This window comes from Bacillus sp. AFS077874 (assembly GCF_002566505.1).
Taxonomy (GTDB): domain Bacteria; phylum Bacillota; class Bacilli; order Bacillales; family Bacillaceae_G; genus Gottfriedia.
In genome coordinates this window covers 1-25,013 of record NZ_NUYF01000052.1, presented here as the reverse complement: position 1 = coordinate 25,013, position 25,013 = coordinate 1, and the positions used below count along the sequence as shown (strand labels likewise).

Sequence of the window (25,013 nt, the reverse complement as noted above, 5' to 3'; positions counted from 1 at the left end):
TAGTTGAAATAATCACATATCCAATAAGATATAGCAGTTTTTATAAAATTCCACCCATTTAAATTGAAAGAAATACTATAAGAATAGGTTTTCAAAACTTGACATTTTATCTATTTTTTATTAAATAGATAACTATTCAATTTACTATACCATTGAACAAATTAAATTGATTTGTCATCAAGAAACTTAAAAACACAGACTTATATTGATTTTCCTCCTAAAATCTTGCCTCATTCTTCTTTATTGATAACTAAAATGAATCATTATGATAACGAGAATGTCATTTCCAAAAAAAAAATATCACCATATAATAACCTTAACATTTTGAATAGTCTAAATTTCACCGTTTTAAATTAATGGTTTAATTCCACTATCCTAAAATGCAATTTATGTTAGAGGTGATGCATAAGAAAACATTAGATTATCTGAAAAATAGAAACAAACAGCAGCAAAATATGGAGGTTAACAAATGAGAACAAAAATGACAAAACGTATTACATCTTTAACACTCGTACTCACCCTATTTATGTCTCTATTCAGTAGTTTGGTTTTTGCCTCAACTGAAAAGGCAGCCGGAGCAACAAATAGCCCACCAACGAAGGAGATTGTAAAACTCATTCCAAGTGAATCAACAGTCTCGCTCTCTCTTTCTCAAGGTCACCACGATTTAAAGATTGAAGCAGAGTATAAGGATGGTAGTAAAGCAGATGTTACAGCTGAAGGAAAATGGACATCACTAGATGAAAAAGTTGTAACTGTTGAAACTGGAAGACTAACAACAGTAAATGTTGGGTCTACAAATGTACAATTCAGTCTTGGTAATGCAGTTTTAAACGTAGAAGTAAATGTTACGAAAAACGCACAAGTTTTAAGTCAATTGTCAAATCCTTCAGAAAGTAAAAAAATTGTATCGCTTGTTTTAGAGGCGAATCAAGTTACATACTTAGATGAAGGGAAAGAGCGTCCTATTTCTTTGAAAGCGCTTTATAGTGATGGCTCGATGGAAGACGTAACGAAATTAGCTAAATGGGAATCAAGAGATACTTCAATTGCATTGGTTGAAAAAGGTGTATTAAAAGGAATTTCACCAGGTAATGTTTCAATGAAAGTAACTTATGCAAATTTTCCACAAATAAATTTCTTTGCTTCGATAAGAGATATTCCTGAAAATGTAACGGCGCTGTACATGTCGGCTAACATGTTGAGGTTAGAAACCTCTGATAAGTCGGTTCAAGTAAGTGCCATTGCAAAGAACCCATGGGAGGGGAATAAAGAGGTTACTTCTTTAGGAAGTTGGACAACGACAGATCGAAATGTAGCTACGGTAAGTAAAGATGGTCAAATAACCCCAGTTGGAATCGGCCAAGCATATATTTATTTTAAATATGATAAGTTGGTTGGTGCTGTACTTGTTAATGTTGTTAAGCCTACAAAGCTTATAACTGATGAACCTACAGTTGAACTAATGCCAGGACAAAATTGGCCTATTAATTTAACCGAAGTATTCACTAATGGAATATCAGAAGGTGGTATGACTTTAGTTGAAAATGTAAATCCGAATGATGTCAAATGGACAGTCGAAGATAACAGCATTGCAACGGTTACTGATTCAGGATATATCATTGCAGGTAAGACAGGTAAAACGTTTGTGACAGCTTCCTATCGTTCAGATGTTCTTCCTCCAGTTAAAATTGAGGTTACTGTCACCAATAAGCTTACAACTCCTAGAGTTATTGGTTTGACAGCTTCTCAACCAAACCTCTCTTTAGGAATAGGTGAAGAAACGCCTATTAAAATAAATGCGATTTATAGTGATGGGAGTACTGAGGATGTAACAAGTTCCGTTGAATTGTACTCCGACAATTTCCACGTAGCTTCAGTTTCCCGAAAATATGGTGGTGAATCAAAAGTTATTGGTCAATTAAGTGGCACAACTGTCTTGCATGCAATCTATAATGATTTTCGTTACTTTATAAATATCCCGGTGGCAGTTACGGATAAAGACGGTCAGAAGCAGGCTCCAAACCCTGAATCAATTTCTGTTACACCAGATATGAAAAATATGGTAGTAAATCAACAGCAGCAATTAGAAGTAAAAACGACCTATTCAGACAGATCAAATTCGACTTCATATGCGGTATATAAATCATCTAATCCTGAGGTTGTTAAAGTAAATAAGGATGGCCTGCTTACAGCTGTAGGCACTGGTACAACAAAGATTACCGTAGATAGCTCTGGATACTCGAAGCAGGTTTCAATTATCGTTTCAAATGAACCTTCTAAAGATTTTGCAAATAAAATTGTTAATCTAATTCCTAGTGAAAATGACATTTCCTTTAATTTATCTGAGCACAAGCATTCGTTATCTGTAAAAGCAAAATATAAGGATGGTTCAACATCTGACGTTACATCAGACACAAGATTCACATCATTAAACCCAGAAATAGTTACAGTTAAGAATGGTGTACTTACAGCAGTAGCAGCAGGAACAACACAAATACTTATCGACTACGGCACAAGCACAAAAATCTTGAATGTTTCAATTCTTTCTGGAAATGATGCATCAATTAAAGATTTAAAAATTGAGTCCTTACTTGTTTCCTCATTGGATGTTGTTGTTCAAAAAGATAAGCTTTATCCAGTACATGTTTTTGCTCAATACAATGATGGAACTCAACAAGAGATATCGAATTCAATCCAGTGGACAACAGAGGATCCTACAGTTGTAAGTGTTAAAGACGGGAAATTTATTGGAATGAAAACTGGAAAAACGACGGTTAGTGCAACAATTGCAGGTTTTACTTCTATTAAAATTCCAGTAAAAGTACAAGATCAAGCTGGACCAGTAAATTTAGTAGGAATTGTTGGCTCGGGGATGATAATACAGCCTGAAGCAGGATCTATAGTAGAAGCGATAACTACTACTAGTAATGGGATGATATTACACCCTGAAGAAGGAACTATTGATGCGAACGCGTTTGCTGAATATACAGATCATAATATTGTTCAGGTTGATACAGAAGGAAAATGGGAATCTTCCGACGAAAGTGTAGCAACTGTTGACCAGAACGGAGTCATTACATGGGTCGGCCCTGGTGAAACATACATCTGGTTCAATTATTATGGTTTGAGAGATGCTATTTGGGTAAGAAACACTAAGCCTGTAGATTTATATTGGGCTGAAAATGATAAATGGACAACTAAAAATGTAATGTTAGAACCTAATAAGTCCACTGACATCTCAATTAATGGCTTCTTTGGTCATCATGGCAGAGATGGAAATTGTGATTGTTATAATCTTAATAGCAAAGCAAAATTCACGGTGGCAGACGAATCGGTTGCAACAATTTCTGCTGATGGACATATCATCGCTCACTCTGTTGGAAAAACGACAATAACTGCTACTGTTTTTGGAATGTCAAAGACAATTGATGTTGAAGTTGTAGCAAAGTATCCTACATTTACTAGGGGGATAAGTTCTTCGCTCGGTTATATCGTAAATTCAGTAGGCTCAAAAAATGAGGTAATCATTAATGCTTTGTCAAGCGATGGAACGATAAAAGACGTTACAACTGATGTCAAATGGACTAGTTCCAATTCGGAAGTAGCAGAAATGACCACTGATCATAAAATCCTAACGAAGTCAGAAGGAGCCGCTGTTATCATTGCGGAATACGATGGATTTAAAATAATTATACCTGTTATTGTAAAACCATAAAGATTAATTTGTATAATTGATAAGCTTTGCCCCGTAAGTTAGTATCAATCTAACATTACGGGGTATTTTTATTTTGAATAAAAGAAATAGAACTAAAATTCCCTCTATTTTTAAAGAAATCATTGTTTTTCATAAGCAAAAACATATTGGGAAAGCAGCAAGAGAATTTATTGATTTATTAAATGAAAGTGTCAAAATAAACTGTTTTAATAGTGGTGAACTAAACTCAGGAAACTATTTGTAAATAATAAATAAAGAAATATTTACTGTACTATTATTAACCCGAATTATAGAGAGATTAAAAAATAATTATTAATTATTCTTTATTAATTATTCTTTATTAATTAAGAACGAATGAGAAAATTCTTAATTGCGTTCTTTCTCAAAATGTTATAAATATATTCTTGGGGGGGAATAATTGTAGCTATTTCTAGAATATAGAAAAATAGAGATTATCCTTTTTTTTGTAGAGGGTTAGTTGAGTTTTTCTAATTACGAACGAATATTCTCAAATAGCCACTATAATTGAGAGGATGTGGTCCAACTTTTACTAAACCCTAACTGGATCAAAGGTTTGTATTAAATTATATATTTGATACAAAATGTTTATAATTTCGAAACATTTATTTGCTATGATTTTTTCGAAACAATATTGACATTTTCATCATATTGAATTTAGAGGTGAAATTATGAAAAACAATATTAAAAAATTATCAATGATTGCGATTAGTAGTTTCATATTATTAACTGGTTGTATAGAAGCCAAGGCTCAAAAAAATGTAAGTGTTTCAAAAACTGACCCAATCCTTGTTGAATTAAATAAACTAACTCTTAAAGAAAAAATTGGTCAAATGATTATCGCTGGTTTTGATGGAACAACAGCAAGTAATGCAGATACGCTTTTAAAAAATTATAAATTAGGTGGCGTAATACTCTTTGGAACAAATATAAAAAGTCCAAGTCAACTAGTAAATTTAACAAATGACATAAAAACTTACAACACAAATAACAAGGTACCTTTGTTTATCTCTGTCGATCAAGAAGGCGGTAGAGTAAATCGAATGCCATCAGGGGTTTTAAATACACCTTCTGCCAGAACAATTGGAAATAAAAATAATATGCAGTACGCGAATAATATAGGTAATATGATTTCAAAAGAGCTATTATCCTTTGGCTTCAATACTGATTTTTCACCAGTATTCGATATACAAAGTAATCCTAAAAATACAGTAATTGGAGATCGTTCTTTTGGTACAAATTCAACTATCGTTTCAAAAATTGGTGAGGGAATGATGGATGGAATTCATAGAGGAAACACAATTCCTGTTATTAAACATTTCCCTGGACATGGAGATACTTCAGTAGATTCGCATTTAGAACTTCCTATAGTGAATAAAGACTTATCAAGTTTAAAAAAATTTGAGTTAGTTCCATTCGATCATGCCATCAAAAATCATGCGGATATGATGATGGTAGCTCATATATTAGTAAAGAAAGTAGACTCTAAATATCCTGCTTCTATGTCAAAAGCTGTAATAACTGATCTTTTACGAAAACAATATGGGTATAATGGAGTTGTCATAACTGATGATATGTCAATGGGAGCCATCGCTAAACACTTTAACTTAAGTAATGCAGCAGTAACCTCTATTAATGCCGGAAGTAATATTATTTTGATAGGACATGGAAATGAAAATGTTAAAACCATTTATAATAGCATATATACAGCAGTTAAAAATCACAAAATATCAGAAGACACAATAAATAAAAGTGTCTATAAGATTTTATCATTAAAACAGAAATATAAACTTAACAATAATAAAGTTCAACCTGTAAATGTTACAAATTTAAATAAGCAAATTAAGAAAGCAATTACTTTTAGCAATGAAACTAGTAATACACAGTACTCACTTTTAAAAAATATCTCAACAAAAGCGAATGAAGGAAAAATAATCAATGCAGAATTTAATGTAATGAATTCGACTATTGACTCTATAAGGCAAAAATGGGGAAAAGAAGACAGTAGTGAATATGTGGCCGCTGCTAAAGGAACATATAACACATACACAAAGAGAAACGTAGTAGTTGGATATCAAAAAAGCCATTTAATATTTGAATTACGCTCTTTTGATCCTCAATTAAAATCTTTAACTATTAATAATATCAAAAATTATTTTGGTTCACCTGGTTCAGAAGTTACGACCAAAAATAACGAAAAAATTATAACTTATTCAATTGGATCAAAGAAACTTAAATTTGTTATTCCTTTAAAGAATAAAAATTTGATATTAGACCATTACTCAATTTATAATCCTAATAATGTTAAAAACTAATTAAAGCGATAATTTGTCAAAAGAATAATATAAAGAGCTAATCTGTGAGTATACGATTAGCTCTTTTTTTTCTGTTAATTAGGGCATAATATAATTATTTCAGCTTAGAATTTTTATTTAGTATCTCAATATTTTGATTTCTTTCTCCGCCATCAGAAAGGTCTTCTGAAAATTCATGATCTGCTTTCTTACCTAATAAAAGCTCAGATGAACGGATTGTGCTAGATGGCAAATTATTATTCGCTGCAGCTTGTTCATTCCACTTACCCATTAATATCACCTCGCTAGATTTAGTAATGGAATTTGTCCTTGTAATTATTTATAATGATGGTTAATTGGTAAACTTAGAGTTAGTATTTAAAAATAGTATATTAATGTATACTCAATGTTTTTTTATAAATATGATATAATCTTCCAAAAGGAGGTACGAACGTGGCAAGACATAAAGAATATGATGAAAAAGAAGTACTACAAAAAGCGATGGAGCTATTTAGGTATCAAGGTTATGAAAAAACCTCATTGCAAGATCTTGTTTCCCATATGGGGATTCATAGAAGAAGTTTATATGATACATTTGGTGACAAACATTCTTTGTTTATGAAAACATTAGAACTTTACGATAAAAATATGAAGAAAAAAATGGATTTACAAGTTAAGCAATCATTATCTGTAAAAGATGCTCTTAGAAGTATTTTAGAATCGGTAATTTCCCAAGATAATGAAAAATCATTTGGATGTTTGACAGTAAATACTGCCATTGAGTTGGCTTTACATGATCAAGAAGTGGCAGAAAAAATTCAACAAAATTTTGCTAAGACAGAAGAAATTATTCATGAATTATTATTGCGTGGTCAAAATACAGGTGAAATTCCGAACCACCATGATTTAGATAAATTATCACAGTTTATTCATAATTCTTTTGTAGGTTTACGAGTATTAACAAAAACAACTAACGATAAAAATAAGTTGAGAAATATTGTTGATATGACAGTTTCTATATTAGATTAATAATTTTATTGAGAATAAAAGGAGTTAACTTATACCAGTTAATTTCTTTTTGAATTGAAATGAACATTTGAGAACGAATGGTAAAAAATATTTACCGACCGTTCTCGATATGTTATAAATAGATATATGAGGTGGTGAGAAAGTAATAATTGTCTTTAGATTAACTGTGAATGAACATTTTTAAATTGTACAAAAGATATTTAAAGTAGGGAAATTTATTATAAGAATTTAAAGTTTAAGAAATAAAACATTATGACCTTTTGAGAACGAACAGTAAAAAATAGAGAGGAATAAGTACATTTTCAAATTGTACAAAAGATTATTAAAGTATAAGAAATAAATCATTATGATCTTTTGAGAACGAACAGTAAAAAATAGAGAGGATAAAGTAAATGAAAAAAATGTTATTAATTATATTATTGATGTCTTGTGGAGCAACTTTTGTTACTCCATTGTTTCCTGTGTATAGCGAATATTATCAATTAAGTAGTTTGCAAATTACAATTTTATTTGCAATCTATGCTGTTTTTCTTTTGCCAACTTTACTTATTGTAGGAGCAAAAGGTAACGGATGGGGGTTAAAAAGAGTAGTCCGTATTAGTATCTTGATTTCCATTGCTTCTACCTTATTCTTACTTGGCAACACTGAAGTGTGGATGCTATTTGCTGGAAGAATTTTAGAAGGAATTGCATACGGTGCCTTTACAGGTACTGCAGTTGCTTTATTATTGAGACAAACTTCTCCCAAAAAAACGAGTACAGCACTCAAACTATCAGGAGTTACAGTACTCGTTGGTTTTGGGGTAGGACCATTAATTGCTGCTTTCATGTTACAGTATATCCCTGTTCAACCTTTTAGATTACCATTAGGGATACTTCTCTTTCTATTAATTATTTCGATCGTCTTACTTGAAACGATATCAAAAGATAATGTAACACCTGAGCAAATGCGTGCAAATAACAAAATATCATTAGGGGTGCCGAAACAAATCCGCTCACATTTTTGGGCTATGTCAGCACTACCTATTTTCACAGTTTTCACGTTACAAGGAATTGCATTATCTCTAATTCCTACATTTGTCAAAAATGTAATCCAAACGTCTAATCACTTTATTTCAGGTTTGATAATTTTCGTACTTTTAAGTGGATCAGCAGCTGCCCAGTTCATACCTAGACCGACTCAACCAGTTACTCGTATGCGATTAGGAATATTGTTTCTAGTTATTGCTACATGGCTCATTGTCATCTCGGGTTTAACATCAAGTTTACCATTGTTATGGATAGGTGTATTCATACAAGCTATTGGTGGTGGATGGACTTTTCAGAATGCTTTATTTTTTGCAGGAAAACTGCCAGATCCTGAAGCTAGACCTCGTGTAATTTCAGCTTTTTATTTTGTTGCATATATCGGATTTATCGTTCCGGTTATAGGAGTCGGAGTACTTACAAAATTCATCAATTTAAACCTTGCACTTGTATTTCTAAATTTGTTTGCAACGATTATTGTAATCTATATCTTGTTATATTCAATTAGATTTAAACGTGACATTTCTAAGCCTATAGTTCAAAATCATGGAGCATAAATATTTTCGAAAGTTTAAAACCACATGAGAAAGGTGGTTTTTTTATTACATCTAAATTGAAGCAGAAAGAATTCAAATCAAATTTTAAAGTTGAAATAATCACATATCCAATAAGATCTAGCAGTTTTATAAAATTCCATACATCTAGATTGAAAGTGATACTATATAGATACGTTTTCAAATCGTGACATTTTATCTATTTTTTATTAAGTAGCTAACTATTCAAGTTACTATACCAGTGTACATATAAAAATATAAAATTGTTTTGTCATCAAAGAAACATAAAAACACAGACTTATATTGATTTTCCTCCTATAATCTTGCCTCATTCTTCTTTATTGATAACTGAAATGAATCATTATGATAACGAGAATGTCATTTACTAAAAAATAATATCACCATATAATAACCTTAACATTTTGAATAGTCTAAATTTTAACGTTTTTATTAATGTTTTAATTCCACTATCCTAAAATGCAAATTATGAAAGAGGTGATGCTTAAGAAAACATTAGATTATCTGAAAAACAGAAATAAACAGCATCAAATACTAAGTTAATGATTCCTTCTGTTGATATTATCAGCCAGTATTTACAGGTTGATAAATATAAAAAAAATATGAAGGTTAACAAATGAGAACAGATATGACAATCGAATTACTTCATTAGCATTCTTACTAACCTTATTTATTTCTTCTATTTAGTAGTTTGGTTTTTGTCTCAATTAAAAAGTCACTAAATTCAACAAAGAGCCCACACAAGTGAATCACTAGTTTCGCTCTCCCATTCTTAAAAGTCACTACAATTTAATGGGTGAAACACAGGATAAGGATAGTCCCAAAGCTGATGTCACAGCAGAAGGAAAAATGGATTTCATTAGAAGATATACTTGTAACAGTTGCTGTGAGTGTTTACTACCGTGAAAGCAAGGGCTACACATGTAGAATTCTATCTTAGAACTGCTGTTTTAAACGTTGAATAAATATTACTAAAGACGCACTTGTTTTAAGGCAAATATCAAGATGAGTTAAGTAGGAGGAAAGTTGATAATGAGGAAGAAAAAAGGTTTTCCTTACAAAGTAATTACTACAGCAACTTTAGCAGCAATATTGTTAACGTCAACGGGTTTTGCAAAAGAAACAAAAAGTAACTCTGTTCCTGCTCCAAGTATTGAGGACATTGTAAAAAAAGGTCAGAAAATTTTCTTAGATGAAGAAAAGCATTTAAATGAAGATCAAGTAGATGAGCTAGGTTATAAAGATTTAAGTAAAAATGGTATTGTTAAAGCTTATAATCCAAATGAACAAGTACGAGTAATAGTTGAGGTAGATCAACCAGAAACTACTGATATTTCTCTAAATGAAAAAAAGAAGCAACAAAAGCAAAAGCAAGATGACGTTATAGCAAAAATTTCAAAGCAAAGATTATCTTCCAAGGTGAAAAATCGTTTCTTTGAAGGCTTTAATGGCTTTAGTGTTGAAACAGAATTTCGTAATGTTAAAGATATAGAAAACACAGCTGGGGTTGATAATGTACATATTGCAAGAACTTTTGAACCATCAATGGGTGCAAGCAAAGAATTGGTACAAGCTCAAAATGTATGGCAGCAATATGGTTATAAAGGTGAAGGGTTACTAGTTGCGGTTATAGATTCAGGAATTGATTATACTCATAAAGATATGACCCTTACTGAAAAAGGTAAAAAAAAGGAAAAATGGACAGAATCAAATATCCAAAATAAGTTCGCTGAAACTGAAGTAAATGAGAAATGGTACAGTGACAAAGTACCTACAGGATATGATTGGGCGGATGATGATACTGATGTAATACCTCATGGTCAATATGGAAGCCCTCACGGTACACATGTAGCAGGTACAGTAGGAGCAAATGGTGACGAATCAAATGATGGCGTTCAAGGAATTGCGCCGGGAGTACAACTTTTAGCTGAAAAAGTGTTTTCTGATAATGGCGAAGGAGCTTATGAGGACGACATTATCGCTGGTATTGAGCACGCAGTAACAATGGGAGCAGATGTTATTAACATGAGTTTAGGAACTGATGCTGGATTTGTTGGTGAGGACAACGATCCGATTCAGAAGGCAATTCACGTAGCCACAGAACATGGCACACTTGTAGTAGTTGCTGGTGGGAACGCTGCTTACAGTACAAAAAATGAACTACTGCAATCTTCTTTACAACCTTATGCTGAAAATCCAGATATTGGTACAGTGAGTGAACCAGGTATAAGTCCATATGCAATTTCTGTAGCTTCATATGAAAATTCGAAAATACATATGAACACCCTTGAAGAAGAAAATGGAATTCAGCTCCCATACCAAGATCAAACCCAGTTTAACTTTAAGTTTTCTAAAGTTTTATCTCCATTTGAAAGTTACGAAATGATTTATGTAGGTGAAGGTAGAACTGAAGATTTTAAAAATAAAGATGTTACAGATAAAATTGTTATTGCAAAACCAGACCAAATATATGGATCATACAGTCATATTCAATACGAAGCAAGTAGAAAGGGTGCTAAAGCGGTTATTTTAGTACCATCGAATACTGATGTTGACTATCCATTTGTCTACTTTAGTCCTTATTTTACACCAGCGGCAACAACAGGCAAAGCAATCGGTAATACGTTAATTTCTAAGTTAACAAGTGGTTATATGGTTAAAATGAAATTATCAAAAGGAATTTATATTGATAATCCAAGTAAAGATACAATGTCATATTTCTCATCTTACGGAACACCACATACTTTAGACTTTAAACCTGAGTTATCAGCACCAGGCGGTAATATATATTCAACTGTTCCAGGCAATGAGTATGAGGTTATGAGTGGAACATCAATGGCAACCCCACATGTAACAGGTGGATCTGCACTATTATTACAATCTTTATATGAAAAAGGTTTAATCCATTCAAAGGAAACAGCTTTAAAAGCTAAAATTGCATTAATGAACACGTCAAAAATTATACAAGACCCACGGACAAATTCTGAAGTTCCTTATTCACCACGAATTCAAGGATCTGGTTTGATGCAAATCCAAAATGCAATTAAAACACCTGTACTCGTGACAAGAGAAAAAACTCCTCTAGAACAAGCAGGATCAGTTGCATTAAAAGAGATTAATAGTAATAATGTCCAATTTAAATTGAATTTAGATGCACTTCAAAACAATAAAGATAAAGAAAAAAAAGAATTCGAATACAAAGTTTATGTAGATGTCCTTACAGACGGCAAAGAAACGAAAGAATTTGACTTAGACAATGATGGTACATTGGATTCAAAAGAGTATTTAACATTAAACAGTGAGCGAATACAAGGGGCTATAGCTTCTGTGAATGGAGAAAAAGTATCTAACTCACAAGGAAAGATATTAAAGATTAAGACAGAACAAAACAAGAATCTCGATATTCAAATTGAATTACCTTCTAAATTAAAGAAAGGGATTTTTGTTGAGGGATATGTACGATTAGTTCCCACAGGTCAAAATGCAGATTTAGCTGTTCCAATTTCTGTACCATATATGGGCTACTACGGAAAATGGGATCAACCACATAATATTGACCCTGTGGCATGGGATAAAGATGCTTTCTTGGGTTACACAGCTCTTTGGAATGATGAACCAGGTTCAGAAGGTACATTCCCACTAGGTTATGATCCGAAAACAGAAACATTTAACAAAAGTCGAATGGTTATTTCTCCGAATGCAGCCTTAAAAAATGTTTTCTCAACTTTTACAACACTAAGAAACTTACAAAAGGCTGAAATGTATGTTGAGAATGAAAATGGTGAAATGATTCAATATCTTGGTGACTTTAGTGAATATACTGGAAATCCATGGAAATTCCGTAAAAATATTATGTCTAATGGTAACTATTTAAATGGTGGTTATTTGTGGGATGTAAAAGACCAAAATGATCAAGTAGTCAAAGATGGTAATTATAACTATGTAATAAAAACAATACTAGATTATAAGAATGCTAAACCACAAGTTGTAAAACTGCCTATTCAAGTAGATTCTGTTGCTCCAGTCGTTTCGGATATTAAAGTACAACCGAAAGATGGACAATATGAAATCTCTTTCAAAGCAGTAGACAATGAAAATGGTAGTGGATTTAAAGTTGGAATTATTTGGTATAACGGTAAATATAAGCCTTTACAGATTGGACAGACATCTGTCCTTGTAAATGAAGAACCAAAAAGCGTTGTCGTATTGGGCTCTGATTATGCTTATAATCATGGATATTCAGTGTGGGGAGACCTTTCATATATTAATGAGGAAATGCTAGTAAGCTACTTTAGTGTATGGCCAAATGAAAATATTAGTGCAAGTATACCTGCTGGAATCAATGCATTTGCTAATAACAATGTAAATTGGACAATCAATATAAAAGACATAAATGGAAAAGTAATTGATTCTTTTGTAGTTGAAAATGAAAATGAAATCCATTTAAATTGGACCCCTGAGTTAGATGTTCCAAATGGTACGTATTTTGTATCAGCAGAAGTTGTAAATAAACAAGGCTTTAAAGTAACGACAACCCCACAAACTGTTACTGTAGTACAATAAAAGATTGAAAAAATGCCAGTCTCTTATTCTACGAGCTGGCATTTTTTCATTAACATTAAATTGATACTAAAAGTATTTCAAACAAAAGCTAACAGTTTTTGGTTTCCATAATAGCTAATTGGTTTGTCATCAAAGAAACTTAAAAACACAGACTTATATTGATTTTCCTCATATGCTCTTGCCTCATTTTTCTTTATTAATAACTGAAATGAATCATTATGATAACGAGTATGTCATTTACTAAAAAAATATTAAACCATATAATAATCTTAACATTTTGAATAGTATAAATTTTTCCGTTTTTTTAATGGTTTAATTCCACTATCCTAAAATGCATTTATGTTAGAGGTGATGTATAAGAAAACATTAGATTATACTGAAAAATAGAAACAAACAACTACAAAGTCTAAGTTAATGATTGGTTCTGTGGATGTTATCATCTAGTAGTATCTTGGAATTATGGAACTAATTTGTTATGATCCGGATTTAAAATTATTGGAGAATTTTATGATTTATACTTTCTTTTTATATGTTGCAATTGTAATTAATGCTTTAGCCATTTTTTGTTTCTTTATTTTAGACAAACAAAATAATAATAAAAAAATTAACAAAAATAAACAAATAGAGTACAAATAATTGAAATACAAAATAAAGTGAGGTTGTATATCTTTAGGGTTGGAGGATCAAGTGGAAATGCCAGATTTATAGATTTAGGAGCCCCCCTAAAGTAGACTACCTATCCTAAATTTCGGTTAAGCTTTTTTGAGTAAATCAAAAAAACGTTATTGGTAAATCTTTCCTTATGCAACTACCGCATAATGGAATAAATTTGAAAAATTAATTCGGTTAAATGGAGGAGTTAAATTTGAAGATTGCTATTATTTGTTTTGATAATTTTACAGATATTGATGTATTTTTACCTTGGGATTTGTTAAATCGTGTACGTTTAGTTGGTGGTATTAGTGATTGGAATGTCCAACTTTTAGGAACTGCTAAAACACATATTTCTATGGCTGGATTAAGAATTCCAATGACAGGGGATCTATCTGAGATTCCATCAGCTGATGCTGTAATATTTGCAAGTGGTATAGGGGTTCAGGATTTATTTGAAAATCAACAGTACTTAAACAAAATAAACTTCGATCCAAAAAGTCAGTTGATTGGGTCCATGTGTTCAGGATCTTTAATTTTAGGAGCTAAAGGGTTATTAAAAGGTCTAAAGGCAACTACTTATCCAACGGTAGTTGAACAACTTAAAAAATTTGATGTAGAAGTTATTGAAAAAAGTTTTGTTAATAATGGAAATGTTTCAACCGCTGCTGGTTGCTTCGCAGCTCAGGATCTTTCAGCTTGGATTATTAGAACCTTAGTTAGTGAAGATATGGTAAACACCGTATTAGAAACCGTGCAACCTGTTGGAAAAGGATTGTATTTTAATTAATTGTTCATGAAATATAAAAGACAATGTTCAAAAATATCTTAGTGATACTATTAAGATAATACATTAAGTGCTTACTAAACGAAAAAGAACTAGGAGATAAAGAATGAATACAATCGAACAATCTTCTTTATCAGTAGGTCTGAATAAGAATATACGTCGTGTGAAAGAACAATTTCATACGTTTTTTTATGATTATTATAAAAATAGACTGCTTTTCCACAAGTATTTTAGGTATTACAAAGTTAAATTCTTACTGATTTAATTAAAAGATAGTTTTCCTTTTACGATACACAATGATAAAAATAAAAAAATGAAAAAGGTTTGAAATGATCTTAGTCAGTTCAAACCTTTTCCTTTTTTAAAAGCATTTATTCAATTATATTTACTGGAAAACACTACAGAAAAAAAATCCTCTCATTTCTTGGTTACAATTATTTATTATTTTTATCATCATAAACGTTTTTAATTTCATCAATTTTATCAACTTTATGTTTTACTCCATATCCTTTATTTACTGTAAGAACAAAAGCACCGAATACAACAAAAATTATGATTCCACCTATAACATATACAGCTGTCATTGACATAAAAAACACCTCCAAATTTATATTAAGGCTCTAGAATAATAATCATTTACTAAGATATTAGACATATCCCCAAATCATACAGAGTAAGGTACCAAATACGGTAATTAGTGCTATTGATAATGCGTAAAAAATATTAGAATAAATAGATCCTTTATCTCTTGTTTCACCTGCATGCATAAACACTACTAATTGAAGACTCGCTTGTAAAAATGCTGTTACAAGCAATATTGTCATTCCAATTGTAAATGACAAGTTAAAGAAGTAGACTACAAGTGCAATTCCAGTTAGAATCATTGAAAAAGCAAAGCCTTTAACTTGCTTAAGAGGAAATAATTCTTTCATACTTACATCAATCCTTTCAGATAAACAAAGCTAAAAATGAAGATCCATACTACGTCTAAGAAATGCCAGTAGAGTGAAAAGATAAATGTTTTATTAGCAATTTCTGGAGTGATTCCTCTTTTTCGAATTTGTAACATGATAAATAATCCCCAGAAAAATCCAACTGTAACATGAGCCCCATGTGTACCTAGAGTTGTTAAAAGAATTGCCGAAAATGCGCTTTTTTGTAATCCAGCACCAATATGCACATAATGTACGAATTCTGAAATCTCAAAACTTAAAAATATTAAACCAAGAATCAGTGTAACCGCAATAAATGAGATTAATGCTGTTTTTCGACCTATTCGCATTGCATGAATAGCAAGTCCTATCAGAAAGCTACTTGTTAATAGAACAAGCGTTTCAATTAATACAGGTGTAATCTCGAAAATTTCTGCCCCAGTAGGTCCATTGCCAGTACGATTGACTAATGTAAAATAAGAGGCAAAAAGAGTACCGAAAAGCATGATTTCTGCACCTAAAAAAATCCAAAAACCTAATATGTTTATTTGATTTTGTTCTGTACTATATTCTAACGGAAGTGAATTTATTAATTTCATCGATTAGGCACCTCTAAATTCATTTTCTCTAATTTTTTCTACAGGTATATAGTGTCCTTTATCAATTTCAAAAGAACGAAGCCCCATTAAAACAAATATTCCTATTGCAGAAAGAATTACAGGAATCCACAATGAAAAGACAAATGAAAATCCAAAAACAAATATGATGCAGCTCATGATAAAAGGTGTGCCACTATTATTTGGCATATGAATTTTATCATAGTTCCCTTTAAAAATCGGTATTCCTAATTTCTTCGCATCCCAAAATGCTTCAATTGAATGTACTTCAGGGGTAATGGCGAAGTTATAAGAAGGCACTGGACTATGAGTAGCCCATTCTAATGTACGTGCATCCCAAGGGTCTGAGCTAATATTTCTAGATGCGTAACGAATACTATAATAAATGTTAAACACTAGTAAGATAAACCCGATTGCCAAACCGATTGCTCCAATAAAGGATAATAAATTCAATGGACCAAATCCTGTTGACTCTGAATAAGTATACATACGACGTGCTTGCCCATTTAATCCTGTAAAGAACATTGGGAAAAATGTTACATTAAAACTAATTGCGATAAACCAGAATGCCCATTTTCCAATTCTTTCATTTAACATAAAACCAAACATTTTAGGCCACCAGTAGGTAAGTCCAGCAATCATGGCAAAAACGACACCAGGAATGATTGTGTAATGGAAATGGGCTACTAAAAACATCGTATTATGATATTGGTAATCAGCAGCAGACATTCCTAGCATTACACCTGTAACACCACCGATCGTGAAGATCGGAATGAAACCTACAGAATATAACATTGGAACGGTAAAAACGATTTTACCTCTCCAAAGGGTAAACAACCAATTAAAGATTTTAATTCCAGTTGGAATGGCAATTGCCATTGTTGTAATCGAGAATATACTATTTGTTAATGAACCTTGACCCATTGTAAAGAAGTGATGAGTCCAAACTAAGAACGATAGAAAAGAGATAATTAACATGGAAAATACCATTGATTTGTATCCGTATAAGTTTCGACGTGCAAATGTGGAGATGATCTCACTATAGACACCAAAAGCGGGTAAAACCAGGATGTATACTTCTGGGTGTCCCCATACCCAAAAGAGATTTGCCCAAAGCATATCCATCCCACCATTTGTCGTTGTAAAGAAATTGGTACCGAATAGTCTGTCCATAGTCCCCAACAATAGAGCCACTGTTAAAACAGGAAATGCAAATACTACAATTACATTTGCCGTTAGAGCAGACCAAGTGAAAATCGGCATTTTAAAAAGTGTAATACCGGGTGCTCTCATTTTTAAAATCGTTGTGACAAAATTAATCCCAGAAAGTAAAGTACCAAGTCCAGCTATTTGGAGAGCAATCATATAATAGTTTGTACCAACTGATTTACTCAGTTCGTTACCAGCTAATGGGAAATATGATGTCCAACCTGCATCTGGAGAGCCACCAATTACAAATGAGATATTTAATAACATCGCCCCCATAAAAAACAACCAAAAGCTTAGAGCATTTAAACGTGGGAATGCTACATCACGTGCACCAATTTGAAGTGGTACTACAAAGTTCATGAGAGCATAGATAAATGGCATAGCCATGAAAATAATCATGACAAGCCCATGAGTCGTAAATATTTCGTTATAGTGCTGTGCATCTAATAGCGTATTTTCGGGAACGGCCGTCTGAGCCCGCATCAAAATGGCATCTACACCACCACGAAAAAGCATTAGCAATGCAGATAGTAAATACATAATTCCAATTCGTTTATGATCAACGGTTGTTAACCATTCTCTCCATAAATAACCCCATTTTTTGAAATAGGTTAAACCAGCTACAATTGCAATAACAGTTATCCCAATAGCAATCATCGATGCATATATAGCAGGGTTTGGATGTGGAATCGCAAATCGATCAAAAAATTCCATAATACATTAACTCCTTTAACTACATTTAAAATTTGAAAATTACCGAAAGATTAATGACTAGAGTGTTTTGAATGCTGTTCCATGTCAGAGTCCATTTCATTTTCACTAGAGTGATGATTATGACCTTCTTCATTTTTTGGAGGTAAGTACTCCAAATGAGTTCCAGTAAACGTTAATTCTCCAAGATGCCCTGGTTTTAACAACTGTGTGAACTTTTCTTTTGTTAGAAGTGGAGCGGTTTTCTTAACATCTTTGACCCAATCATTAAATTTGTTTACAGGGACCGCTTCGACATTAAAAGTATTTTCAGCAAATCCTTTACCACTGAAATTTGCATTACGTCCCATATATTCACCTGGAACATCAGCTGCTAAGTATAATGTAGTGACCATGTCTGACATCGCGTATTTTTGTCCCCCCAATTGTGGAATCCAAAAACTTGTGATTGGTCCGTCTGAATATAATTTAAATTCTAGTGGTCTATTTGTAGGAATAGATAAATAGTTTACAGTTTCAATATTTTCTTCTGGATAACTGAAATGCCATTTCCAATTAGATGATGTAGCGTAAATTATTAATGGTTTCTTATTTGCATATCCAGTAGGGCTAGACTCGACCTTATTGTTGCTTTGAACCGAAACGATTGAAAGAAATATGATGATCAATACTGGAATTCCGACACAAATCATTTCAACCAATAAACTACCTTTAATTTTAGGAGGTTCATAAGCACTACTTTGATTCGATGAACGATATTTAATCAGCATATAACCTAAAATAAGGAAAACGACTAAAACTATAAAAGACATAATCCAAATGGATAACATAATATCTTTCGCTTGGGTCTGAGCTTGAGGTCCTTTAGGATCCAAAACCTTTAGAGGTTCGCACCCTGATAACAAAAAGAGAATAGAAATAAAAAAAGTTTGTATAGTCCATTTATTCTTCATGAACAAACTCCTTATCAATTTTTTGCATTTTCATAACGTAATTATTGAGTTAATTTGATTCACAATTGGTTAAAATATAGAACCATAAATAATGAAAGTCAACGAAATCAGAATTTCTGTCAATAAATGTTCACAATAAAAAAAAAGTTAATTTACCAGTATTTAAAGTCATTTTTGATTTCAAAATCACGTATCATCAGTAGATATCTCTGGATTTCTGCAGAACGTTTAAGTAACAATTTTTGATGGGAAATTTGTTTTTTTGTAAAGTGGATGGTAAAACTATATGATAATTGGATGAGTAAGAGCTAAAAAATTAATCTATAATAGATGAGTTATTTTATTAAAATTAAGTCGTTAAAATAGATTTCATAGTAGGTTGAAATAAAAATATTAGATTTAAAATTTTGTGAGAAAGAATATTTAATTGCGAGGAGTCTTGTCTATGGAATGGAAACCCGACCGTGAAGCGAAAAAAGCTATCTATAAACAACTTGCCGAGTATATCGAAGAAGGAATAGTTAACGGTACTTTTCCATTAGATAAACCACTTCCTTCCGAAAGGCATTTAGCTAAAGAATTTAACATTAATCGAAGCACAGTAGTTGCCGCTTATGATGAATTGGAATCAAATGGACTTATTGAAAGAAATAGGGGAAGCGGAACAACTATCAGTAAAGATATTTGGGGGATTACTAAGAAGCGAATACCCAGTTGGAACAGATATGTTGAAGCTGGCTCTTTTCTACCAAACTTGCCTGTAACCCAAAGAATTCGTCAAAAGACAGCAGAAGATAAGCTAATTAATTTAGCAAGTGGAGAGTTGTCAGAAGATCTTTTTCCAATGAAAACATTAAGAGAAATTACTTCAACTAGATCATTTATTGGCAGTCTTGGATATGATCATCCACAAGGGTACAAAATATTAAGAGAAACGATCGCAAAGCATGTTAAACAATATCGAAAAATTAAAACGGATTCTTCATCAATTTTAATCACATCAGGTGCTCAACAAGCATTATATTTAGTTGTTCAATGTTTGCTAAACACTGGAGATTCAGTAGCTATTGAAGACCCTTCATATGCATACAATCTACCAATTTTTAAATCAGCAGGAGTTAAAACCTATTTATTACCGGTAGATCATAATGGAGTGAACCCTGCCGATATAATCGAATTACATAAAAAACATAGAATTAGAATGCTTTTCTTAAATCCAACCTATCAAAATCCAACCGGTACGAATCTTAGTTTTGAACGTCGTAGGAGCATATTAGATATTTCTTCAGAACTTGGGATTCCTGTCATTGAAGATGATCCGTATAGTTTAACGTCTTTTAATGGGGAAACAATCTCTACATTAAAATCACTAGATGAAAATGGAAATGTATTATATATAAGTTCATTGTCAAAGATTGTTGCTTCTGGATTAAGAATTGGTTGGATTATTGGTCCAAAGCCTGTAATTGAGAGATTATCTGATGCTAAACAACAAATAGATTTTGGTCACTCTGGATTTACACAGTGGATTGCAAATGACTTTTTAGAAGCTGAAAATTTTCATTTACATATTAAAAATTTAGTTAAGCAGCTAGAAAAAAGAAGAAATCAAATTATCAAAAGTCTTCAATTTTATTTAATGGATCAGGTAGAATTTACTCAGCCACAAGGTGGTATCCATATTTGGTGCAAATTAAAAAAAGAAGTTAATGAAGTACAATTACTAGAAGAATCAATTAAAAGAGGGGTACTATTTGCACCGGGTTCAACAATGGGGTCTAAAAAAGGGTTTGTTCGTTTTACCTTTGCAAGAGAAGACGAAAAGTCAATAGATGAAGGGATAAAAAGATTTTCTAAAGCACTAAAATCTATATGAAATAGGAATCATGTACTAATCATGATTCCTATTTTACTCATTTTTTAAGTGGATGGCGTAAAAAGTACTACAATGGATGGTTTAAATTTTTACAGATTTTTTATAATGAATAGGTGGAAACAATCCACGAATTCATAACGGTATAAGATATATATTATTGAGTGTATTGATTCACAATTATCTTTCACTTTCTAACATACTAAAAAAATGAAGTCGATATAAAGTTTCAAAATTTGGCAGATTCAATGGAATCAGCACAGAGTTAAACTCAAAATAATTTATAAGGTGGAGTAAAACATGGAATATACAAATATTATTGATCACACATTATTATCGCCAGAGACTAATGATGTAGCCATTATAAAGTTATGTAATGAAGCGATGGAATTCGGATTTGCTTCGGTAGTTGTAAATCCTACTTGGGTAAAATTAGCCTCAAAACTCGTGAGACAATCTGATGTTAATGTATGTACTGTAATTGGATTTCCATTAGGTGCTAATACAATCGAAACAAAAGTATTTGAAACTAAAAATGCAATTGAAAATGGGGCTACAGAAGTAGATATGGTCATAAACATAGGTGCTTTAAAAAGTGAAAATTATGATTTAGTCGAAAAAGATATTAACGCAGTAGTAGAAGCTGCGAATGGAACTGCATTAGTTAAAGTGATAATTGAGGCATGTCTTTTAACAGAGCAAGAGATTCAATTAGCATGTGAATTATCAGTAAAAGCAGGGGCTGACTATGTAAAGACATCGACTGGCTTCTCTTTACATGGAGCAACACTTAAAGATGTTGCCCTAATGAGAGAAACGGTTGGAGAATCTGTTGGAGTAAAAGCGTCTGGCGGTGTTCGTAGTATCAAGGATATAAAAGCAATGGTTGAAGCAGGGGCAACAAGAATTGGTACTAGCTCAGCTGTTCAAATTTTTTCTGAAAATACAAACCTTAATTCAAATAAATATTAAAGTATACTTTTCAAAAAAATTTAATGTTTACTTTATCAACGTTGAAGTAGCCGATTAGCCGCTTCAGGTTATGATAAACACAATCCGTAATAAGGAGGAACATATGAACGAATTGTTGGTACAAGTAATAGAAGCGCATGGCGGGTTAAACCGTTGGAAAAAATATAATTCATTAACTGCCACGATCGTCACCGGGGGTGGGTTATGGGCAATGAAAGGGCTCGTTCAAGATTCTAATCCCCGTGAGATGACAGTCGCGCTTCACTCTGAAGTCGCATCTCTCACTCCCTTTGGTCAACCGGATTGGAGGACTTCCTTCAGCCCCAATCGTATTGCGATTGAAACCCTGTCCGGGGAAGTCATTCGAGAGCACGACAATCCTAGGACCTTGTTTGCGAATCATACGATGAACACACCATGGAATCCACTTCATCGAGCCTATTTCAATGGATACGCAATGTGGACATACCTGACTACACCTTTTTTCATGATGATGCCGGGGTTTGAGGTCAGCGAAATCCCATCCTGGAAAGAAGGTAATGAGACTTGGCGAGGATTGCGTGTAAGTTTTCCCAATAACATTCCTAGTCACAGTAAGGAGCAGGACTTCTATTTTGACACTGGTTTACAGCTGCGTAGACACGACTATCATGTTGATGTCGCAGGCAGCTTTCCGGCGGCGCAATATATTGACGACTACATCGAGGTTGAAGGCTTTCGTTATCCTACTAAACGCCGCGCTTATTTACGCGGACCAAATATGGAACCAGTTCGCGATATGCTGTTCGTTGCGATCGATATAAGCAACATCCGGTTTAGTTGACTCGATCATATACTATCTTATTTCATAAAAAAGGTGGAGCAATAGCTTCACCCTTTTTTATTGATACCGGGTGCCATCGAGGTTGTATTCGAAATCTATCTTTAAAAGGAAGTTTCAACGATGTATGTTACTTTGCACATGCTTATGTATACTGGAGAAAGTTCATTAAAGTCGGAGCTGATTGTGGGTACGATACAACCCCTATTCATCATAGCTTAAAGAAATTAAAAATTACAGGATATATTACCCCAACAAAAAAAGAAACAGCTTATGACACTATATCTTATCATGAATTTAAATTTAACAATGAAACAGACAGTTATATTTGTCCAAATCATAAGGAACTTCCGTTTCTCATTTAAAGAAAAGTAATGGTCATTACTCCAAAATCTATTCAGCAAAAGCGATAGATTACAAAATTTGTCTATTTCGAGAAAAATGTTTCGGAAAAAAATCAATCAAAAAAGCCATTTCACGACCAATCGCACATGAATTAATCGATGAAAATCTAAAAAGATCAAAGACTAGTGAATATAAACAGGTTCAAAAACAAAGAAGAGTTTGGTGTGAAGGTACTTTTGGGACGATGAAAACAAAACATAATTTATATAAAACTTATAAAAGGGGCATTCAAAAAATTCTTGAACAATGCCTCTTTTCGGCGTTGGCATTGAATTTAAAAAGAATGGTTAAAGTAATAAATTAAACAAGAAAATGTGATAAGAAAAGGTTTGACCACTATGAATTAGCCTGAAAACACAAAATGGGAAAGGAGTTAAATCTCCTTTCCCATTTTGTCAACAGCCCCTAATCGATCATCCTCTATTTTTTCACTATATAGCAGGATAGTTAACTATTTATATATTGTTCGTTGTCTTAAAGGACTTCAATATTTTACAAAATGAATTTAAACTAAATCCAATAAAAATTGTAGTTAGAATAAGTCTCCTACTCCTTGCAGAGACTACTTTTGATTATTTTTATTAGTTTAAAAAGGAGAGAATTTTATGAAATCAACAAAATCTGTTGAACCATTATTTACCTCATTTGAAATTGGAGAATTGAAGCTTGAAAATCGATTTGTTATGGCACCAATGACCCGCAAGTTTTCACCGAATGGGGTTCCAGGTTCCAATGTAGCTGAATATTATCGACGTCGAGCTGAGAACGGAGTTGGTTTAATTATTACTGAAGGTACTCTAATTGAGCATCCTGCAGCTGGAGCAGAACCTGATGTTCCACATTTTTATGGTGAAGAAGCTCTAAACGGATGGGCGCAAGTTGTTAAGGAAGTACATGAGGCTGGAGGAAAAATTGCTCCACAGATTTGGCACACTGGTATGGCGCGCGAAAAGAAAAATTTTCCTGATTCAGATGTCAATCCAATCGGTCCATCGGGTATTAGTTTAACTGGTGAAAAGGTATCTGAACCGTTAAGCGTCGAAGAAATTCAAGAACTCATTCAAGCTTACGCAAATGCGGCCTCTAATGCTAAGAAACTTGGGTTTGATGCAGTGGAAATACATGGCGCACATGGATACCTTATAGACCAGTTCTTCTGGGACGTAACCAATAAGCGTACAGATGAATATGGTGGTGATCTAGTAAGTCGCACACGTTTTGCTGTAGACGTAATCAAAGCCGTGCGTCAAGCTGTCGGTCCTAACTTCACTATTATTTTCCGATTTTCTCAATGGAAAGCTACCGACTATAATTTCAAACTAGCAAAGACTTCCGATGAATTGAAAATTTTTCTTGAACCGCTGTCTGAGGCTGGTGTAGATATTTTCCATGCTTCAACACGACGATTCTGGAAGCCAGAGTTCGAGGGATCAGACCTTAACCTGGCTGGCTGGGCTCGTAAAATTACTGGTAAACCAGCAATTACAGTCGGATCAGTTGGTTTGGATTCTGAGTTCATGAGCTTATTCACGGAAGGTAAGGGTGGACAACCGACAGATATCGATAATCTAATCGACCGTTTTGAGCGAGAAGAGTTTGATCTTGTGGCCGTTGGAAGAGCACTACTAAGCGATCCGGCTTGGGTAGCAAAAATTCGTGAAGGTAACACCAGAGAACTGCGTTTATTTACGAAGGAAGCTTTAAGTATATTGAAATAAATATAAGGAGTTACTATTCTTTTTGATAAAAAACAGGCAGCTTGCTAAAAATGATAGCTGTCTTTTTTTGAAAATTTTATAAACTCTTATGAGAAAAGAATTCTTATAAATTATTTAAAGCATCTGCTATTGGAGTTTTACCATC

18 protein-coding genes are annotated in these 25,013 nt (G+C 32.8%); 12 read left to right on the top strand and 6 right to left on the bottom strand.

Annotation, left to right across the window (positions count from 1 at the left end):
- Positions 1-469 precede the first annotated feature (469 nt).
- From COJ46_RS21455 to nagZ, 3 genes are all read left to right on the top strand, one after another.
- Entirely contained in the window at positions 470-3,718 is a 3,249-nt protein-coding gene (locus COJ46_RS21455; protein ID WP_097977194.1) for an Ig-like domain-containing protein, read from the top strand.
- 73 nt (positions 3,719-3,791) lie between these two features.
- Positions 3,792-3,962, top strand: coding sequence for a hypothetical protein (locus COJ46_RS24665; RefSeq protein WP_176522580.1), 171 nt, complete (start codon positions 3,792-3,794; stop codon positions 3,960-3,962).
- Between the two features lie 445 nt (positions 3,963-4,407).
- Complete coding sequence (nagZ, locus tag COJ46_RS21450; RefSeq protein ID WP_098566270.1) at positions 4,408-6,051, top strand: beta-N-acetylhexosaminidase; 1,644 nt, start codon at positions 4,408-4,410, stop codon at positions 6,049-6,051.
- A gap of 94 nt (positions 6,052-6,145) precedes the next feature.
- Here nagZ and COJ46_RS24660 read toward each other — a convergent pair whose 3' ends face one another.
- Positions 6,146-6,322, bottom strand: coding sequence for a hypothetical protein (locus COJ46_RS24660; RefSeq protein ID WP_176522581.1), 177 nt, complete (start codon positions 6,320-6,322; stop codon positions 6,146-6,148).
- 161 nt (positions 6,323-6,483) lie between these two features.
- On the opposite strand from COJ46_RS24660, the gene COJ46_RS21445 reads away from it, so the two are divergent.
- The 4 genes from COJ46_RS21445 to COJ46_RS21430 all read left to right on the top strand — a co-directional run bounded on the left by COJ46_RS21445 (position 6,484) and on the right by COJ46_RS21430 (position 14,661).
- Entirely contained in the window at positions 6,484-7,059 is a 576-nt protein-coding gene (locus tag COJ46_RS21445) for a TetR/AcrR family transcriptional regulator (RefSeq protein ID WP_097977198.1), read from the top strand.
- A 392-nt stretch (positions 7,060-7,451) separates the two neighbouring features.
- Positions 7,452-8,642 (top strand): MFS transporter, encoded by a 1,191-nt coding sequence (locus COJ46_RS21440; protein WP_098566269.1) that lies wholly within the window; start codon positions 7,452-7,454, stop codon positions 8,640-8,642.
- Between the two features lie 1,047 nt (positions 8,643-9,689).
- A complete protein-coding gene (locus tag COJ46_RS21435; RefSeq protein ID WP_098566268.1) occupies positions 9,690-13,220 on the top strand; it encodes a S8 family serine peptidase in 3,531 nt (1,176 codons plus the stop codon).
- A gap of 865 nt (positions 13,221-14,085) precedes the next feature.
- The gene (locus COJ46_RS21430) at positions 14,086-14,661 is read left to right on the top strand and encodes a DJ-1/PfpI family protein (RefSeq protein WP_098566267.1); all 576 of its coding nucleotides are present in this window, start codon (positions 14,086-14,088) and stop codon (positions 14,659-14,661) included.
- A 431-nt stretch (positions 14,662-15,092) separates the two neighbouring features.
- Here COJ46_RS21430 and ytzI read toward each other — a convergent pair whose 3' ends face one another.
- The 5 genes from ytzI to qoxA are packed head-to-tail and all read right to left on the bottom strand — an operon-like array spanning position 15,093 to position 19,080.
- Positions 15,093-15,248, bottom strand: coding sequence for a YtzI protein (gene ytzI / locus COJ46_RS21425; protein ID WP_097977205.1), 156 nt, complete (start codon positions 15,246-15,248; stop codon positions 15,093-15,095).
- Between the two features lie 57 nt (positions 15,249-15,305).
- Positions 15,306-15,590, bottom strand: coding sequence for a cytochrome aa3 quinol oxidase subunit IV (gene qoxD / locus COJ46_RS21420; RefSeq protein ID WP_097977207.1), 285 nt, complete (start codon positions 15,588-15,590; stop codon positions 15,306-15,308).
- Between the two features lie 2 nt (positions 15,591-15,592).
- Positions 15,593-16,189 (bottom strand): cytochrome (ubi)quinol oxidase subunit III, encoded by a 597-nt coding sequence (locus COJ46_RS21415; protein ID WP_097977208.1) that lies wholly within the window; start codon positions 16,187-16,189, stop codon positions 15,593-15,595.
- Between the two features lie 3 nt (positions 16,190-16,192).
- A complete protein-coding gene (gene qoxB, locus COJ46_RS21410) occupies positions 16,193-18,130 on the bottom strand; it encodes a cytochrome aa3 quinol oxidase subunit I (protein WP_098566266.1) in 1,938 nt (645 codons plus the stop codon).
- Positions 18,131-18,180: 50 nt separating this feature from the next.
- On the bottom strand, positions 18,181-19,080 hold the full coding sequence (gene qoxA, locus COJ46_RS21405; protein ID WP_097977211.1) for a cytochrome aa3 quinol oxidase subunit II: 900 nt from the start codon (positions 19,078-19,080) through the stop codon (positions 18,181-18,183).
- A gap of 445 nt (positions 19,081-19,525) precedes the next feature.
- Between qoxA and pdxR the strand changes: the two genes are divergently transcribed.
- From pdxR to COJ46_RS21380, 5 genes are all read left to right on the top strand, one after another.
- Complete coding sequence (gene pdxR, locus COJ46_RS21400; protein WP_098566265.1) at positions 19,526-20,956, top strand: MocR-like pyridoxine biosynthesis transcription factor PdxR; 1,431 nt, start codon at positions 19,526-19,528, stop codon at positions 20,954-20,956.
- A gap of 297 nt (positions 20,957-21,253) precedes the next feature.
- Entirely contained in the window at positions 21,254-21,925 is a 672-nt protein-coding gene (deoC, locus tag COJ46_RS21395; protein WP_098566264.1) for a deoxyribose-phosphate aldolase, read from the top strand.
- A gap of 103 nt (positions 21,926-22,028) precedes the next feature.
- Positions 22,029-22,748, top strand: coding sequence for a hypothetical protein (locus tag COJ46_RS21390; protein WP_098566263.1), 720 nt, complete (start codon positions 22,029-22,031; stop codon positions 22,746-22,748).
- Between the two features lie 388 nt (positions 22,749-23,136).
- Positions 23,137-23,454, top strand: coding sequence for a transposase (locus COJ46_RS25275; RefSeq protein WP_097977217.1), 318 nt, complete (start codon positions 23,137-23,139; stop codon positions 23,452-23,454).
- 301 nt (positions 23,455-23,755) lie between these two features.
- Positions 23,756-24,868, top strand: a complete 1,113-nt coding sequence (locus COJ46_RS21380) for an NADH:flavin oxidoreductase (protein WP_097977218.1) — start codon at positions 23,756-23,758, stop codon at positions 24,866-24,868.
- Positions 24,869-25,013: the final 145 nt, after the last annotated feature.

Bases quoted from the DNA above. Each gene is read 5' to 3' on its own strand.
- ytzI (WP_097977205.1), bottom strand. From the start codon at position 15,248: ATGTCAATGACAGCTGTATATGTTATAGGTGGAATCATAATTTTTGTT.
- COJ46_RS21415 (WP_097977208.1), bottom strand. From the start codon at position 16,189: ATGAAATTAATAAATTCACTTCCGTTAGAATATAGTACAGAACAAAAT.
- COJ46_RS21390 (WP_098566263.1), top strand. From the start codon at position 22,029: ATGAACGAATTGTTGGTACAAGTAATAGAAGCGCATGGCGGGTTAAAC.
- qoxD (WP_097977207.1), bottom strand. From the start codon at position 15,590: ATGAAAGAATTATTTCCTCTTAAGCAAGTTAAAGGCTTTGCTTTTTCA.
- COJ46_RS21380 (WP_097977218.1), top strand. From the start codon at position 23,756: ATGAAATCAACAAAATCTGTTGAACCATTATTTACCTCATTTGAAATT.
- nagZ (WP_098566270.1), top strand. From the start codon at position 4,408: ATGAAAAACAATATTAAAAAATTATCAATGATTGCGATTAGTAGTTTC.
- COJ46_RS21435 (WP_098566268.1), top strand. From the start codon at position 9,690: ATGAGGAAGAAAAAAGGTTTTCCTTACAAAGTAATTACTACAGCAACT.
- COJ46_RS24660 (WP_176522581.1), bottom strand. From the start codon at position 6,322: ATGGGTAAGTGGAATGAACAAGCTGCAGCGAATAATAATTTGCCATCT.
- qoxA (WP_097977211.1), bottom strand. From the start codon at position 19,080: ATGAAGAATAAATGGACTATACAAACTTTTTTTATTTCTATTCTCTTT.
- deoC (WP_098566264.1), top strand. From the start codon at position 21,254: ATGGAATATACAAATATTATTGATCACACATTATTATCGCCAGAGACT.
- COJ46_RS21455 (WP_097977194.1), top strand. From the start codon at position 470: ATGAGAACAAAAATGACAAAACGTATTACATCTTTAACACTCGTACTC.
- pdxR (WP_098566265.1), top strand. From the start codon at position 19,526: ATGGAATGGAAACCCGACCGTGAAGCGAAAAAAGCTATCTATAAACAA.
- qoxB (WP_098566266.1), bottom strand. From the start codon at position 18,130: ATGGAATTTTTTGATCGATTTGCGATTCCACATCCAAACCCTGCTATA.
- COJ46_RS21440 (WP_098566269.1), top strand. From the start codon at position 7,452: ATGAAAAAAATGTTATTAATTATATTATTGATGTCTTGTGGAGCAACT.